Here is a 16,128-nt window from a genome sequence, read left to right on the forward strand (position 1 = left end):
GCAACTCGACTTGAGTCACTGGCACGTCGCCGTTGGGGGCGGCATGCTCGGCGCATGAAGTCGCCCAAACCCGATCTTGCTACCGCAAACCCACTCACCATGGCCGAGGTTGCGCGGCGTGCCGGCGTGGCCGAATCCACCGTCTCACGCGCCTTGGCGGACAACCCGCTGGTGTCCGAGCCCACCCGTCGGCGCATACAGGCACTGGCCAAGCAGCTTGGTTATTCCATCAATCCGGTGGCGCAGAGCCTGCGCGTGCAGCGCTCGCGCACGATCGCGGTAGCTGTGCCCTTGGTTCACGAAGCCCGGCAGCCGCTGTCTGACCCTTTTCTGATGAGCATGTTGGCGCAGATCGCGGATGCCTTGGCCGAGCGCGGCTACAGCATGCTGCTTTCGAAGGTGCCGGCACACGACGACGACTGGATCGATCGATTTCTGCAGCCTGGCCGCGCTGATGGGGTGATCCTGATTGGACAGAGCCACGAACACAGCACCATCAACTTGGCGGCACAGCGCGGCCGTCCGCTGGTCGTGTGGGGTGCCCGGTTGCCTGACCAGCGCTACGCCTGTGTTGGCACCGACAACGCCATCGGTGGTGCCATCGCTACCCGCCATCTGCTGCAGCAGGGACGCCGACGTCTGGCCTTCCTTGGCGATGAGCGTCTGCCGGAGATCGGCTTCCGCTACGCCGGCTATCGCCAAGCACTGAAAGAGGCCGGCCTGCGCGCCGAGCCCGCGCTGCGCATCCGTACCCGTTTCAACGCCGACGATGCCTATGGGGGGGTCAGCAGGGCATTGGCCAATGGCATCCAGTTCGATGGTGTGGTGGCGGCGTCCGACGTTATCGCGACCAGCGCGTTGCGCGCACTGGCCGAAGCCGGGCGGCGAGTGCCCGACGACGTCGCCGTGGTCGGCTTCGATGATGTCGAGCTGGCCCGCTACACGCTGCCGCCATTGACTACCGTCCACCAGGACGTCGAGCGTGGCGCGCGCCTGTTGGTCGAAATGCTGCTGGACGGACGCTGTGCATGCGAAGACTCGGTACAAATGGCGCCAGTGCTGGTCCGGCGCGCTTCGGCCTGAGGACCGAGGTCGATCAGCGGAAGCTCCACACGATCGCTGCGGTCAGTATCAGCAGCAGCACCGCCTGCACCCGATAGTTCTGCCACAGCGGAAGCGCGCGCAGCTCGTCGGTCTCGGCGCGAAACGCCGCTGGAGTCCACAGCAGCGGCGCCAATGCAGTGGGCGACGGCGCCGGCGCCCATCGGCTCGCCAGCAGGTGGGTGGCGCTGCAGAGTCCGAACAGGATCGGTGCTACCAGCAGGAAGTGCAGGCCCAGCGGCTGACTGGCCAGCACGTTGAGGTAGAACAGCACACCGCCGCCGGCTGCCCCCATCAACAGGGTGGCGAGCGCACCCGTCGCATTGGCTCGGCGCGAGAACATTCCGACGATGAACAGGGCCACGATCGGCGGCACCGCGTAGGCCAGCACCGCCTGCAGGTATTGCCACAGCGAGCCAAAGCGCTCGATCTGAGGTGCCCAGGCCACCGCGACCAGCATGAACACCAGGGTCGTGATGCGGCCGGTGCGGACCAGGCCGGTGTCGGTGGACGTCGGCCGCAGCGGGCGGATGAAGTCCATGGTCACCAGGGTTGCGGCCGAGTTGAAGGTTGAGGCAATCGAGGACATGATCGCGGCCAGAAAGCCTGCCACCACCAAGCCGAGCAGACCGGTCGGCAACAGATCGAACAGCAGGGTCGGATAGACCAGATCGGGTGACGACAGCTGCGGATACAGCAGGATCGCGCAGGTCCCCGGCAGCACCATCAAGTACAGCACCGGCAGCTTCAGCAAGCCGGCAAAAAGGCTGCCCCAGCGACCATGGTTGAGATTTCGGGCCGACAGGATGCGCTGGACCATGAACTGATTCGTGCACCAGAAATAGAAGCCAAGCAAAGGCACGCCCAGCAGCAGTCCATGCCAGGGCACGCCCGGATCGTGCATGGGTCGGATCAACGACAGCTTGGCCGGGTCGACCTGGGCCATGAGGCTGTCCCAGCCCCCAACCCGTTCGAACGCATACCAACTGATCACTATCGAGGCCGCCAGCAACAGCACCGCCTGCAGCGTTTCAGTGATCATCACTGCGCGCAATCCGCCGACGACGGTGTAGATGCCGGCCGAAGTTGCCAGCACCGCTACGATCTGCCAGAGCGGCAGCTCCGGGAACGCCAGCTTGAACAGCAGCGCGCCGCCGTACAGTGAGCCTGCGGTGTCGACGATCACGTTGAGAAAGATGGTCAGGCCGGAGAAGCACAGGCGAGCGCGGCGGTCGTATCGGCGCTCGAGGTACTCGGGCATGGTGAACACCTGTGAGCGCAGCAGAAAGGGCAACAGGAACACGCAGAAGAAGGCCAGGACCACGCTGGCCATCCACTCATAGTTGTACACCGAAATACCAATCGCGTAGGCCGCCCCGGCCAGGCCGACCAAGGTCGTCGAAGAGATGTTCGAAGCCAGCAGGGCGAAGCCGATCACCGGCCATGTCGAATCGCGCGAGGCCAGGAAAAAATCATCGGTGGAGCTGCGCCTGCGCGAGACCGCCAGCCCCAGCGCGACAACCCCCAGCAAATAGGCCGCGATGATCGCGAGGTCCAGCCCCGAAAGGCTGGCGGAAAGTGGACTCTGCATGGGCGGAAGCTCCAGATATTGACCCGGCAGATGCTAGGTCCGGATGACCATCAGCGCATTCTGCAGCGCGTATTGCAATCGATTGCATTGACGCGTACAACGCGTCTGGCAAGTCCACCAAAGATCGCCCGAACGTCGAGGCGACAGCGTTCACCTAATCCCTGGGGAGGGAACACCATGAACATCCAAAAGCCGGCGGCACGCTGCCCGATTCGATCATCCATCTGCGCGCGCCACGCGCCGCGCCGACGTCCACTGGTCCTGGCCATTGGCATGCTGTGCTTCAGCCTGCAGGTGGCGGCGCAGGCACCCATCGAAACCGACGACGGAGCGCCGGAAGAGTCCGGCCGTGGTCTGGCGCTGGATGCTGTGGTGGTGACTGCCAGCGCGATTCCGGTGTCGAAAATGCGAGCCAGCAGCTCGGTCAGCACGTTGGGAGTCGAGCAGGTGGCCGAGTCGGCACCGCGCAGCACCGCCGAGATCTTCCGCAACTTGCCGGGCGTGCGTTCGGAAAGCACGGGCGGCGAAGGCAATGCCAACATCGCCGTGCGCGGCCTGCCGGTGGCCGCCGGCGGCGCCAAGTTCCTGCAGCTGCATGAGGACGGTCTGCCGGTGATGGAGTTCGGCGACATCGCCTTCGGCAACGCCGACATCTTCCTGCGCGCCGACGCCACGCTCGACCGGATCGAAGCCGTGCGCGGCGGCAGCGCCTCGACCTTCGCCAGCAACTCGCCCGGTGGCGTGATCAACCTCATCAGCAAGACCGGTGAGTTCGCCGGCGGTTCGGTGGCCCTGAACTACGGCCTGGGCTACGACAACCTGCGCACCGATTTCGAGTACGGCGCGCCGATCGGTGACGGCTGGAACTTCCACATCGGCGGCTTCTGGCGCCAGGGCGAGGGCGTGCGTCGCGCCGGTTACGACGGCGAGTCCGGCGGCCAGATCAAGGGCAACCTGACCCGGCAGTTCGAGCAGGGCTATGCGCGGGTCTACTTCAAGCGTCTGGACGACCGCGCGATCGGCTATCTGCCGATGCCGGTGCGCGCGAGCGGCCGCAACAGCGATCCCGATCTCGGCAGCCTGCCGGGTTTCGATCCGCGCAGTGACACCCCGCATTCCGCGTTCTTCCTTTCGAACCTCGGTCTGGACGGCGAGAACAACCGTCGTCGTTCGGACATCGCCGACGGCATGCGTCCGCAGTCGACCGCCTTCGGCGCCGAGTTCGCCTTCGATCTCGGCGGCGACTGGTCGGTGCTGAACCGCTTCCGCATCGCCGACAACAGCGGTCGCTTCATCTCGCCCTTCCCTGCCGAGGCCAGCGGCGGGGAAGGGCTCGCCGCATCGATAGGCGGCGCGGGCGCCCGGCTGGTCTATGCCAATGGCCCGCAGGCCGGGCAGGCCTTCAGCGGCCAGGCCCTGCGCATCCACCTGTTCGACGTCGAGATCAACGACTTCGGCAACGCCCAGAACGATTTGCAGCTGACCCGCGCCTTCGCGCTGGGCAGCGGCGAGGCCAGCCTCAAGGGCGGCCTGTACGTGTCGCGCCAGAGCATCGACATGGACTGGCTGTGGAATTCCTATGCGCTCGAACTCAAGGGTGACAACGCCGCGCTGCTGAACGTCATCGGCGCCGATGGCACGGTCTTCTCGCAGGGTGGGCAGTACGCCTATGGCGTGCCGTTCTGGGGCAACTGCTGTACGCGCAGCTACGACACCGACTACAGCGTCGAGGCGCCCTACCTGGCGTTCACCCACAATCTCGGCGCCTGGGACTTCGACCTGAGCCTGCGCCGCGACAGCGGCAAGGCCCGCGGCAGCTATGCGGGCAGCGTGCAGCGCGAGAACTTCGACGTCGACGGCAACGGCGTGATCAGCCCCAACGAGCGCAGCGTGTCGGTCATCAGCGCCGTGCGTCAGCCGGTCAACTACGACTGGAGCTACACCTCCTATTCGGCGGGCGCCAACTATCTCTTCAGCGACGACCTTGGCGGTTTCGCCCGCATCAGTCGCGGTGGCCGCGCCAATGCTGATCGTCTGCTGTTCGGCGTGGTTGCCGCCGATGGTTCGGTGCGCAGCCAGGACGCGATCGATCTGGTTGACCAGCTCGAGTTCGGCCTGAAGTACCGCAGCGGCCCGCTCAACCTGTTCGTCACCGCGTTCCGCGCCGAGACCGAAGAGCAGAACTTCGAGGCCACCAGCCAGCGTTTCCTCGACCGCGTCTACACCGCCAACGGCGTCGAGTTCGAGGCCGCCTGGTACAGCGGTCCGATCGCTCTGAGCGGCGGCCTGACCCTGACCGACGCCGAGATCAGCCGCGATGCGATCACGCCGCAGTTCGAAGGCAACCGGCCGCGTCGGCAGGCGCGAGCGATCTACCAGTTCACCGGAAGTTACGCCGGCGAACGCTGGTTGGCCGGGCTGAATCTGATCGGCACGACGGACGCCTATGCGCAGGACAACAACGTTCTGGTTATGCCCGGTTACACCCAGGTCAACCTGTTCGGCGAGTACGAGCTGCGCGACGGGCTGAGCGTTGGTGTGAGCGTGAACAACCTGTTCGACACCCTCGGTCTGACCGAAGTCGAAGAGGGCGCGATCGTCGAAGGCCAGGACAACATCCTGCGCGCGCGTTCGATCAACGGTCGCACCGCGAACCTCGTGCTGCGCTACAGCTTCTGATGGCTGCAACCGACACCCACGTGCGTAACGACAACGCGCCGCTGTTGCACGCCCGTCTGCATGCGCTTTACGGTCGCCTGCCTCAGTTCGAGGTCTGGTTTGCGCACCTGCAGCAGCGTCTCGACCAGCTGGCCTCCGCCCGCCCCGATGAGCTGCGTACGCTTGACGCGCGGCGTCTGGATGAACATATGCCGGACCACAAGGTGCTGGGCTATTGCGCCTACGCCGACCGCTTGGCAGGGGGGCTGGCCGGCGTGCTGCAGCGGCTGCCGCATCTGAGCGAGTTGGGTGTGCGCTACCTCCACCTGCTGCCGTTTACCGAGGCGCGGATCGGCGACAACGATGGCGGTTTTGCCGTGCGCGACTATGAGCGCGTCGATCCGCGGTTGGGCACCGACGAAGATCTGGTCGAACTGACCCGTGCCCTGCGCCACGCGGACATCCGGCTGTGTGCGGATCTGGTGCTCAACCACACTGCCGACGATCACCCTTGGGCGCATGCGGCGCGCGCGGGCGACGCGCGCTACAGGCGCTACTACCGGCTGGCTCACACTCGTAGTGAGGTCGAGGTTTGGGAGCAGAGCCTGCCGCAGGTCTTCCCGGATACCGCGCCCGGCAACTTCACCCGGGTCGACGAGCTGGATGCTTGGGCCTGGACGACCTTCTACCCCTACCAGTGGGACCTGGACTGGTCGAACCCCGAGGTGTTCGAGGAGATTGTGTGCGCGCTGGCGCGTCTGGCCAATCGCGGCATCGAAGTGTTCAGGCTCGACTCCACCGCGTTCTTGTGGAAACGCCAGGGTACGCGCTGCATGAACGAGCCCGAGACGCACTGGATCGTGCAGGCACTGCGCGCTGCACTCGACCGCGTCGCCCCGGGCGTATTGCTGAAGGCGGAAGCCATCGTGCCGATCCGCGAGTTGCCGCCGTACTTTGGCCTGGCGCAGGATCAGCCATCGACCCGTGAGTGTCAGTTGGCCTACAACAGCAGCATGATGGCAGCTGCCTGGGCCGCCTTGGCCACGGAGAGCGCTCGTATTCCAGCCGCGGTACTGGCATCAATGCCGTCGCTGCCGGTGGGCTGCGCCTGGGTCAACTACGTACGCTGCCATGACGACATCGGTTGGCAGGTGCTCGCCGAAGAGGCCGCTTCAGCAGGCACGGATCTGGATCACGTGGCCGCGTTCTTCGCCGGTCACAACGGCAGCTATGCACGTGGCGAGGCCTTTCAAACCGGCAGCGCAGGCACTGCCCATGGCACCAACGGGATGACCGCCGCGCTGTGCGGACTGAGTGCGGCGCGCGCCTGCGCAGACCCGGACGCTCAAGGCCATGCGCTGGACCGCTTTCTGCTGCTCTACGGGTTGGCGTTTGCCCTGCCCGGCGTACCGATGGTCTACATGGGCGACGAGATCGCGCTCGACAACGACATCCACTTTCGGGATGACCCGGAGCGCGGTCATGAGGGTCGATGGCTGCATCGCCCGCGCATGCCCTGGTCGATAGGCGGCAGCCCGATGCTGGCGGACGCCCTCGCGGCGCGTGTGCGCTTGGACCTGGGCGCACTACTGCGTCTGCGCGGCGAGATCGCGGCGTTGGCGCCTGCAGTGGCGTGTCGACTGATCCCTTCGGAGGATTCCGCCTTGCTGCAATTCGCGCGCGGCGACCGCTTCCGCGCCGCGTTCAATTTTTCAAGCCGCGATGTTGTGCTCGATCTCGGTGGCGAGGCTTGGCACTCGCTGCGCCGCGGTCAGGTTGCGTCGACGCGGCTGGGGCCGTGGGGCTTCGATTGGTGCCTGCGAGGGGGCGACACGTGAGCGGAGCACGTCCCGTACTGGCGGCGATCGAGGCCGGCGGCACCAAGTGTGTGGTCGCCATGGGGTATGGGCACGATGCGCCACAGCTGATCGCGCGCGTTCCAACGACGGACCCAGCGCACACGTTTGCCGAGATCTCGGCGGTGCTTGCCCAGGGGGTCGCGCAGTTCGGTCGGCTCGCAGGATTGGGTGTCGCGGCGTTCGGCCCGCTGCAGTTGGATACTGCAGCAGCAAACTTTGCGCGTGTACTGGCGACACCCAAGTCGGGTTGGGCGGGCGCCGACTGGCGTAGTCTGCTGGCGCAGCATCCCGGCTGTGCCTTCGCAATCGATACCGACGTCAACGCAGCGGCCTTGGCCGAGCACCGCTGGGGTGCGGCAATGGGCTGCGATGTTTCTGCCTACGTCACCGTTGGTACCGGCATCGGCGGTGGCGTTGTCGTGCGTGGGCGCAGTCTGCGCGGGCTCCTGCACCCCGAGCTTGGGCATCTCCGGCTGCGTAGGCATCCGCAGGATGTCAGCTTCCACGGCGTATGCCCTTTCCACGGCGATTGTCTGGAAGGGGTGGCCAGCGGCCCAGCGATCACTGCCCGCTGTGGCACAAACTTGTCAGCGCTGGATGACTCACACCCGCTGATCGATGTCGTTGCAGACAGCTTGGCCCAACTGTGCGCGCATCTGCTACTTGTGCTCTCAACCCAATGCATCGTGCTGGGCGGCGGCGTGCTGGGCGACGCCCGCCTGCTGCCGCGGATACGCCGAAGTTGCGGTCAGTACTTGAACGGCTATCTGGGCCCGAGCGCGGACACCGCGCGCCTCGAAACACTGATCCGAGCCCCGGGTTTGGCCGAGTATTCCGGCCTGGCTGGTGCATTCTTGCTGGCCGATCAGGCGCTTGATCGCGGCTGAGCGACCGAAAGCACGGCCTGCCGCCAGCACCCACAGCCCGACCGCGATGACCATCTCCGCACTCTGGGCGAGTTGTTCGCGCTTTTAAGGCACTGCTATACTTCGCGGGATTGGTCGGCCGGGTTGGGCTGGCCGGCTGCAGACAGGCTTGATCGTGACTCCACCCTTGGCCTCGGGCCGACGTCTGGCGCGCCGCTGTGCGCTTGCTCAGTTGGCCGTGGCGGGAGTGCTCGCGCTGTGCTTTCTGCCATTGTCGCTTTCAGCGGCGCTGGCGGCGGCACTCGGCGCCGGTGTTCTAGGGCTGGGCACCTTGCTTGTCGCGTGGCGAGGCCTGCCACACCATGCACCCAGCGCAAGCGAGGCGCTGCTGGGTCTGGTCAGTGGCCTGATCTACAAGATTCTGCTGGTGTTCGTGGTGTTGTTTCTGGGTTTTGGGGTGTGGCAGCTGCCGCCCCTGCCATTGCTGCTCGGTCTGTTCGCTGGTCTGGTGACCTTCCCGGTCGTCGCCGCGTTCAAAGCCTAGAGCGCAGTCCGGCGCCCAGCACCCGCGATCACCGGCCAGCGGCAGCCCTCGGCGCCGTTGAACCTCAATTCAAACGTTTCGGGATTTCACGCAATGGCGGCTGACGGCGAGCAAACCCCAACCACCTACATCCAGCACCATCTGAAGAATCTGAGCGTTCAGATCTCTGAAGGCAGCTTCTGGACCCTGCATCTCGACACCTTTATCACGGCCGTGTTGATGGGCCTGATCGCGGTGTTCGCGATGTGGATGGCGACACGCAAAGCCACCGCTGGCGTACCCGGCAAGTGGCAGGCCTTTGTCGAGATCGTGCTGGAGTTCATCGACAAGCAGGCCAAGGATGCCTACCACGGCAGCAGCCGGCTGGTGACGCCGATCGCGATCACCCTGTTCGTGTGGATCCTGCTGATGAACCTGCTGAAGATGATCCCGGCAGATTTCTTCGCGATCCCGCTGCATGCGATGGGCATTGAGTACTGGAAGCCGGTGCCGACCGCCGACGTCAACGCCACCTTGGGCATGTCGATCAGTGTGTTCTTCCTGATGATCTTCTTTGCGCTGCGCGCGAAGGGCTTGGGCGGCTTCATCAAGGAACTGTTCGTGGCGCCGTTCGGCCCGTGGATGTTCCCGTTCAACCTGCTGCTCAACGCGGTCGAGCTGCTCAGCAAGCCGGTTTCACTGGCGATGCGACTGTTCGGCAACATGTTCGGCGGCGAGATCGTGTTCCTGCTGATCTGGGTGCTGGGCAGTGCCGGCGTGTTTGGCGCGATCTTCGGCGGCGCCTTCGGTCTCGGCTGGATGCTGTTCCATCTGCTGGTGATCCCGCTGCAGGCCTTCATCTTCATGATGCTCTCGGTCGTGTACCTGAGCCTCATGGAAGAGCACCACTGATCTGCCGCGCGCAGTCTAGTTAGCACGCACCAACGATCTGCCCCGCGCAGCTCAACCTCCCTTTCGCTGCACCCACCTCAAAGCCCTTCGCACTCGGAGATACACCATGGAAGCCATCCTTCACCTCGCCACCGTCCAGTCCTCGACCGCGCTGGCCATCGGCATCATGATTGGCCTGGCCGCGCTCGGCGCTGGTCTGGGTATGGCCCTGATGGCCGGCAAGTTTCTGGAGTCGGCTGCGCGCCAGCCCGAGCTGATCCCGGTTCTGCAGGTCCGTATGTTCATCACCGCCGGCCTGATCGACGCCGCCTTCATCATCAGCGTCGCGATCGGCATGCTGTTCGCCTTCGCCAACCCGCTGGTCAGCGTGCTGCAGGGCTGATGCCGGACATGCGTGCCGCGCCCGCTTGCGAGCGGGCGCTGCACGCATGAGGTCTTTCCCGGCTGACCGCCGGGACCAATTGCACCGGAAGAACACCCCATGAGCTTCGGTACCATCATCGCCCAGGCGCTGGCTTTTGCTGGCCTGATCTGGATTGTCGCGACCAAGATCTGGCCGCCGCTCCTGATCGCCATTGAAGAGCGTCAGAAGAAAATCGCCGAAGGTCTCGCCGCTGCCGAACGCAGCCAGCGGGATCTGGTGCAGGCCGAATCGCGCGTCAACGACCTGCTGAAAGAAGCCCGCGGCAAGGGCAACGAGATCATCGAGCAGGCTCACGCCCGCGCCAACCAGATTGTCGACAAGGCCAAGCAGGACGCCATTGCTGAAGCCGAGCGTCAGCTGGCGGCGGCCAAGGCGGAGATCGAAGCCTCGGTACACCGTGCCCGCGAAGAACTGCGCCAGCAGGTCGCAACGCTGGCGGTGGCCGGCGCCGAGCGCGTGCTGCGTCGCGAGATCAATGCCGACACCCACAAGGCGCTGCTCTCCGAGCTTGCGGCTGAGATCTGAGCATGAGCACTGCAGCCACTCTCGCCCGTCCCTACGCTCGCGCTGCCTTCCAGGTTGCGCGCGGTCAGCAGGCCTTGCCGGCATGGTCGGCTGCGCTGCAGTTCAACGCCCAGGCGGCCGCAACGCCTGCCGTGGCCGGATTCATTGGCCACCCGCTGGTATCGGCGGAAAGCCTGGTCGAACTGCTGGCGGTGCCCGACTCCAGCGCTGAGCAGAGTCGCTTCCTGGCCGTCTTGGCGGAGAACGGCCGCCTGCCGCTGCTGACCGAGATCGCCGCCCAGTTCGAAGTGCTGCGCGCTGAAGCCGAACGCGTGGTGCCGGTGCAGGTTCGCTCCGCGGCCGCGCTGTCCGACGCCGAAGTCGAGGCGCTCAAGGCCTCGCTGAAGAAGCGCTTCGGCGCCGATGTCAGCATGACTTTCGAAGTCGACGCGGATCTGCTCGGCGGTGCGGTGATCAGCGCCGGTGACTCCGTTATCGATGGCTCGGTCCGCGGCAAGCTGAAACGTATGGAGCGCGCGCTGGCGTCGTAGACGCGAGCCGCGCTGTTTTGATTTTCGCGGCCCGTTGTCTACGGCCGCACCCGCGGAAAGCACGCAGCTTTCCGGGCGCAGGGATGTGCCGGTTCGCGGCGACCGCAGGGTCGCCAGCGGACACGGATCCGATGTCACCGCAGTCCGATGCGCGCGCGCCTGCACAGGCTGACGCGGCGCCGGCGGGCTGGGCGGCACGGCGCCGGTCCGGCACCCCATCCACGAATTCGATATCTCCAGGGATCTCCCATGCAGAGCCAGCTCAACCCCTCCGAAATCAGTGAACTGATCCGCGGCCGCATCGAGAAGGTCAAGCTCGCTGCCGAAGCACGCAACGAAGGCACCGTCACTTCGGTCGCCGACGGCATCGTGCGTATCCATGGCCTGGTCGATGTGATGGCCGGCGAAATGATCGAGCTGCCCGGCAACACCTTCGCGTTGGCGCTGAACCTCGAGCGTGACTCGGTCGGCGCCGTGGTGCTCGGTGACTACGAGCACATCCGCGAAGGCGACACCGTCAAGACCACCGGCCGCATCCTTGAAGTGCCGGTCGGCGAGGCCCTGCTGGGTCGCGTGGTTGATGGTCTGGGCAACCCGATCGACGGCAAGGGCCCGATCGCTGCCACCGAGAGCGCGCCGATCGAGAAGGTCGCCCCGGGCGTGATCTGGCGCAAGTCGGTCGACCAGCCGGTGCAGACCGGTTACAAGTCGGTTGACGCGATGATTCCGGTCGGCCGCGGCCAGCGTGAGCTGATCATCGGCGACCGCCAGACCGGCAAGACCGCACTGGCGATCGACGCGATCATCAACCAGAAGAACACCGGCGTTAAGTGCATCTACGTCGCGATCGGCCAGAAGGCCAGCTCGGTCGCCAACGTGGTGCGCAAGCTCGAAGAGTACGGCGCGCTGGCGCACACCATCGTGGTCGCCGCCACCGCGTCGGAATCGGCCGCGATGCAGTTCGTCGCCCCGTACTCCGGCTGCTCGATGGGCGAGTACTTCCGCGACAACGGCGAAGACGCGCTGATCATCTACGACGATCTGTCCAAGCAGGCCGTGGCCTACCGCCAAGTGTCCCTGCTGCTGCGCCGCCCGCCGGGCCGCGAAGCCTATCCCGGCGACGTGTTCTATCTCCACTCGCGTCTGCTTGAGCGCGCCGCGCGCGTTAACGAGGACTACGTCGAGAAGCACACCAACGGTCGCGTCAAGGGCAAAACCGGCAGCCTCACCGCGCTGCCGATCATCGAGACCCAGGCCGGCGACGTCTCGGCCTTCGTGCCGACCAATGTGATCTCGATCACCGACGGCCAGATCTTCCTGGAAACCGACCTGTTCAACGCCGGCATCCGCCCGGCCGTGAACGCCGGTATCTCGGTGTCGCGCGTCGGCGGTGCCGCCCAGACCAAGATCATCAAGAAGCTCGGCGGCGGTATCCGTTTGTCGCTGGCCCAGTTCCGCGAGTTGGCCGCGTTCGCGCAGTTCGCTTCCGACCTGGACGAGACCACCCGCAAGCAGCTGGAGCGCGGTCAGCGCGTGACCGAGCTGATGAAGCAGAAGCAGTACGCCCCGCTGTCGATCGCGCAGATGGCGCTGTCGCTGTACGCGGTCGACAACGGCTTCATGGACGATCAGCCGCTGAACAAGATCGGCGCGTTCGAGGCCGGCCTGCACGATCATTTCGCCAACAACCACGGCGAGCTGATGGCCAAGATCGTCGAGACCGGCGATTGGAACAAGGACATCGAAGGCGCCTTCAAGAAGGGCATCGGCGAGTTCAAGTCGACCGGAACTTGGTGAAGTAGCCGGGATTCGGGAGTGGGGATTCGGGATTCGCAACAGCGACCCGGCGCCTCGCTTACGAATCCCGAATCCCGAATCCCCATTCCCGCGCAGCAAGCAGAGCGAGCAAAGCAATGGCAGGCGGCCGCGAAATCAAGTCCAAGATCAAGTCGGTGCAGAACACCCGCAAGGTGACCCGCGCACTGGAGATGGTCTCGGCATCCAAGATCCGTAAGGCCCAGGACCGCATGAAGGCCTCGCGGCCGTATGCGCGTCTGATGAAGCAGGTGATCGGCCATATCGCCCGCGCCAACACCGACTACGTGCACCCCTACATGGCGGCGCGTGAGACGGTGAAGCGTGTGGGCTACGTGGTGGTGTCGACCGACCGCGGTCTGTGCGGCGGCCTGAACTCCAACATGTTCCGCAAGCTGCTCGGCGAGATCCGCGAGTGGCAGGCCAAGGGCGTCGAGATCGATGTGGTCGCGATCGGCCAGAAAGCCAACACCTTCTTCCGCCGGCTCAAGGTCAACATGGTCGCCTCGGTGACTCACCTCGGCGAGAAGCCGCAGGTCGAGCAGCTGATCGGCGTGATCCGGGTGATGCTGAGCGCGTACGAGAACGGCGGTGTCGACCGGGTGATGCTGGCCTACAACGACTTCATCAACACCATGACCCAGCGCCCGACCATCGACGCGCTGCTGCCGCTGCCGCGTTCGGAGTCGCTGGAAACCAGTCATGACTGGGACTACATCTACGAGCCCGATGCGCCCAGCGTGCTGAACGACGTGCTGACCCGCTATGTCGAGTCACTCGTCTACCAGGCGGTGCTGGAGAACGTGGCTTCCGAACACGCTGCCCGCATGGTCGCCATGAAGTCGGCCTCGGACAACGCCAGCAAGCTGATCGACACGTTGAACCTGATCTACAACAAGGCCCGCCAGGCCGCGATCACCCAGGAAATCTCCGAGATCGTCGGCGGCGCGGCAGCGGTTTAAGAGCACGGGATTCGGGATTGGGGATTCGGGATTGACCAGCGCGGCAACACGCAGCTAGCGCCTCGAACCCAAGCCCGCATCACCGAGCGAACAAAGAAACACACTTCGGAGCACAGAAATGAGCCAGGGTAAAGTTGTCCAGATCATCGGCGCCGTCGTCGACGTGGAATTTCCGCGTGAGTCGGTGCCGCGCGTGTATGACGCGCTGAAAGTCGAAGGCACCGCCATCACGCTTGAAGTCCAGCAGCAGCTGGGCGACGGCGTCGTGCGCACGATTGCGCTGGGGTCCACGGAAGGCTTGAAGCGCGGCCTGGTGACCAACAACACCGGTGAAGGCATCAAGGTGCCGGTGGGCAAGGAAACCCTGGGCCGCATCATGGACGTGCTCGGCAACCCGATCGACGAGGCCGGCCCGGTGAATGCCCAGCATTACCGCGTCATCCATCAGCCGGCGCCTTCGTACGAAGAGCAGGCCGCGGCCAACGAGCTGCTGGAAACCGGCATCAAGGTCATCGACCTGATGTGCCCGTTCGCCAAGGGCGGCAAGGTCGGCCTGTTCGGCGGCGCCGGCGTCGGCAAGACCGTCAATATGATGGAGCTGATCCGCAACATCGCGATCGAGCACAGCGGCTACTCGGTGTTCGCCGGCGTCGGTGAGCGTACCCGCGAGGGCAACGACTTCTACCACGAGATGAAGGACTCCAACGTCCTCGACAAGGTCGCCTTGGTCTATGGCCAGATGAACGAGCCGCCGGGCAACCGTCTGCGCGTGGCGCTCACCGGCCTGTCGATCGCCGAGCACTTCCGCGACGAAGGCCGCGACGTGCTGCTGTTCGTCGACAACATCTACCGTTACACCCTGGCCGGCACCGAAGTGTCGGCACTGCTGGGCCGTATGCCGTCGGCCGTGGGTTACCAGCCGACCCTGGCCGAAGAAATGGGCGTTCTGCAGGAGCGCATCACCTCGACCAAGACCGGCTCGATCACCTCGATCCAGGCCGTCTACGTGCCCGCCGACGACCTCACCGACCCGTCGCCCGCGACCACCTTCGCCCACCTCGACGCCACCGTCGTGTTGAGCCGTAACATCGCTTCGCTGGGTATCTACCCGGCGGTCGATCCGCTCGATTCGACCAGCCGCCAGCTGGACCCGAACGTGATCGGCAACGAGCACTACGACACCGCCCGCAAGGTGCAGTCGACCCTGCAGCGCTACAAGGAGCTGAAGGACATCATCGCGATCCTCGGCATGGACGAGCTGTCGGAAGAAGACAAGCAGGCCGTGTCGCGCGCGCGCAAGATCGAGCGCTTCTTCTCACAGCCCTTCTTCGTGGCGGAAGTCTTCACCGGCTCGCCCGGCAAGTACGTCTCGCTGAAAGAAACCATCCGCGGTTTCAAGATGATCTGCGACGGCGAGTGCGACCACCTGCCGGAGCAGGCCTTCTACATGGTCGGCGGCATCGACGAAGTGTTCGAGAAGGCCAAGGCGATGTCGGCAGCGGCGTAAGCCGCTGACGACCGGGAATCGAGAAACGGGAATCGGGAATCGGAAAAGCGCAGAGCGAACGCTCGCGTCAGTCCGCTTCAACGATTCCCAATTCCCCATTCCCAATTCCCGCGAACGAGCAAAGCGAGAGAGCACCAATGAGCACCATCCGTTGCGACATCGTCAGCGCCGAGGAAGAGATCTACTCCGGCCCTGTCTCCATGGTCGTGGCCACCGGCGAAATGGGTGAGCTCGGCATCACCCCGCGCCACGCACCGTTGATCACTCGCCTCAAGGCGGGCCAGGTCCGCGTGATTCTGCCCAGCGGCGAAGAACAGCTGTTCTTCGTGTCCGGCGGCATTCTGGAGGTGCAGCCGCAGGTGGTGACCGTGCTGACAGACACCGCGATCCGCGGCAAGGATCTCGACGAAGTCGCGGCCCGCAAGGCCAAGGAAGAAGCCGAGCGCATTCTGGCCAACCGCACTGAAGCCATTGAAGTGGCCGAGGCGCAGGCCCAGCTGGTGCAGGCACTGGCCCAGCTGCAGGCGCTGGAGCGGCTGCGCAAGAACCTGAAACACTGACCTTCTCGCGTTGCGTGGGGCAGATCAAGAACGCCGACCCTTGTGGTCGGCGTTCTGCTTTGTGGGACGGGGATTGGGAAGTAGGGATTTGGGACCAAGAGCCGACGGGTTGGAAGTCTTCTGTTTGAGCACCGGCAACCGCCGCAATTCATGCGTGCGAGCAGAACTCCTGTTTCCGGTCGTGGTGCCCGGGCAGCTCCCCAGGCCCGAACCGCTTCGCGATCACAGATCACCCCGCGAAGAGGGCAGTCGCCGACACGCCAGCGCGCCCTGAATCCCCAGCCCCAACCCCCGC

General features: G+C 65.1%; 14 protein-coding genes. 13 read left to right on the top strand and 1 reads right to left on the bottom strand.

Annotated features, from left to right (window positions below; genetic code table 11):
• Positions 1 to 54: 54 nt before the first annotated feature.
• A complete protein-coding gene (locus ACIQ7H_RS05520) occupies positions 55 to 1,083 on the top strand; it encodes a LacI family DNA-binding transcriptional regulator (RefSeq protein WP_395789213.1) in 1,029 nt (342 codons plus the stop codon).
• Positions 1,084 to 1,096: 13 nt separating this feature from the next.
• Here ACIQ7H_RS05520 and ACIQ7H_RS05525 read toward each other — a convergent pair whose 3' ends face one another.
• Positions 1,097 to 2,692: a sodium:solute symporter gene (locus tag ACIQ7H_RS05525; protein WP_395789215.1), complete on the bottom strand. Its 1,596-nt coding sequence runs from the start codon at positions 2,690 to 2,692 to the stop codon at positions 1,097 to 1,099.
• A gap of 222 nt (positions 2,693 to 2,914) precedes the next feature.
• Here ACIQ7H_RS05525 and ACIQ7H_RS05530 point away from each other — a divergent pair, with 222 nt between their 5' ends.
• From ACIQ7H_RS05530 to ACIQ7H_RS05585, 12 genes are all read left to right on the top strand, one after another.
• Positions 2,915 to 5,371, top strand: a complete 2,457-nt coding sequence (locus tag ACIQ7H_RS05530; protein WP_395789274.1) for a TonB-dependent receptor — start codon at positions 2,915 to 2,917, stop codon at positions 5,369 to 5,371.
• Positions 5,371 to 7,188, top strand: a complete 1,818-nt coding sequence (locus tag ACIQ7H_RS05535) for an alpha-amylase family glycosyl hydrolase (RefSeq protein ID WP_395789217.1) — start codon at positions 5,371 to 5,373, stop codon at positions 7,186 to 7,188. The genes ACIQ7H_RS05530 and ACIQ7H_RS05535 overlap by 1 nt, the downstream gene beginning before the upstream one ends.
• Positions 7,185 to 8,096, top strand: coding sequence for an ROK family protein (locus tag ACIQ7H_RS05540; protein WP_395789219.1), 912 nt, complete (start codon positions 7,185 to 7,187; stop codon positions 8,094 to 8,096). The genes ACIQ7H_RS05535 and ACIQ7H_RS05540 overlap by 4 nt, the downstream gene beginning before the upstream one ends.
• Positions 8,097 to 8,244: 148 nt before the next feature.
• A complete protein-coding gene (locus ACIQ7H_RS05545) occupies positions 8,245 to 8,619 on the top strand; it encodes a hypothetical protein (protein ID WP_395789220.1) in 375 nt (124 codons plus the stop codon).
• Positions 8,620 to 8,712: 93 nt separating this feature from the next.
• Positions 8,713 to 9,510, top strand: coding sequence for a F0F1 ATP synthase subunit A (gene atpB / locus ACIQ7H_RS05550; RefSeq protein ID WP_395789222.1), 798 nt, complete (start codon positions 8,713 to 8,715; stop codon positions 9,508 to 9,510).
• 106 nt (positions 9,511 to 9,616) lie between these two features.
• Complete coding sequence (gene atpE / locus ACIQ7H_RS05555) at positions 9,617 to 9,892, top strand: F0F1 ATP synthase subunit C (protein WP_395789224.1); 276 nt, start codon at positions 9,617 to 9,619, stop codon at positions 9,890 to 9,892.
• 99 nt (positions 9,893 to 9,991) lie between these two features.
• Positions 9,992 to 10,459: a F0F1 ATP synthase subunit B gene (locus ACIQ7H_RS05560; RefSeq protein ID WP_395789226.1), complete on the top strand. Its 468-nt coding sequence runs from the start codon at positions 9,992 to 9,994 to the stop codon at positions 10,457 to 10,459.
• Positions 10,460 to 10,461: 2 nt separating this feature from the next.
• Complete coding sequence (locus ACIQ7H_RS05565; RefSeq protein ID WP_395789228.1) at positions 10,462 to 10,989, top strand: F0F1 ATP synthase subunit delta; 528 nt, start codon at positions 10,462 to 10,464, stop codon at positions 10,987 to 10,989.
• Between the two features lie 249 nt (positions 10,990 to 11,238).
• Entirely contained in the window at positions 11,239 to 12,786 is a 1,548-nt protein-coding gene (atpA, locus tag ACIQ7H_RS05570; RefSeq protein WP_395789230.1) for a F0F1 ATP synthase subunit alpha, read from the top strand.
• A 116-nt stretch (positions 12,787 to 12,902) separates the two neighbouring features.
• The gene (gene atpG / locus ACIQ7H_RS05575; protein WP_395789232.1) at positions 12,903 to 13,766 is read left to right on the top strand and encodes a F0F1 ATP synthase subunit gamma; all 864 of its coding nucleotides are present in this window, start codon (positions 12,903 to 12,905) and stop codon (positions 13,764 to 13,766) included.
• A 118-nt stretch (positions 13,767 to 13,884) separates the two neighbouring features.
• Positions 13,885 to 15,273 carry a F0F1 ATP synthase subunit beta gene (gene atpD, locus ACIQ7H_RS05580; RefSeq protein WP_395789234.1) on the top strand — a complete coding sequence of 463 codons (1,389 nt, stop codon included), beginning with the start codon at positions 13,885 to 13,887 and terminating at the stop codon, positions 15,271 to 15,273.
• A gap of 137 nt (positions 15,274 to 15,410) precedes the next feature.
• Positions 15,411 to 15,833: a F0F1 ATP synthase subunit epsilon gene (locus ACIQ7H_RS05585; protein ID WP_395789236.1), complete on the top strand. Its 423-nt coding sequence runs from the start codon at positions 15,411 to 15,413 to the stop codon at positions 15,831 to 15,833.
• The last annotated feature ends 295 nt before the right edge of the window (positions 15,834 to 16,128 follow it).

Source organism: Aquimonas sp., assembly GCF_044377145.1.
GTDB lineage: Bacteria > Pseudomonadota > Gammaproteobacteria > Xanthomonadales > Xanthomonadaceae > Aquimonas.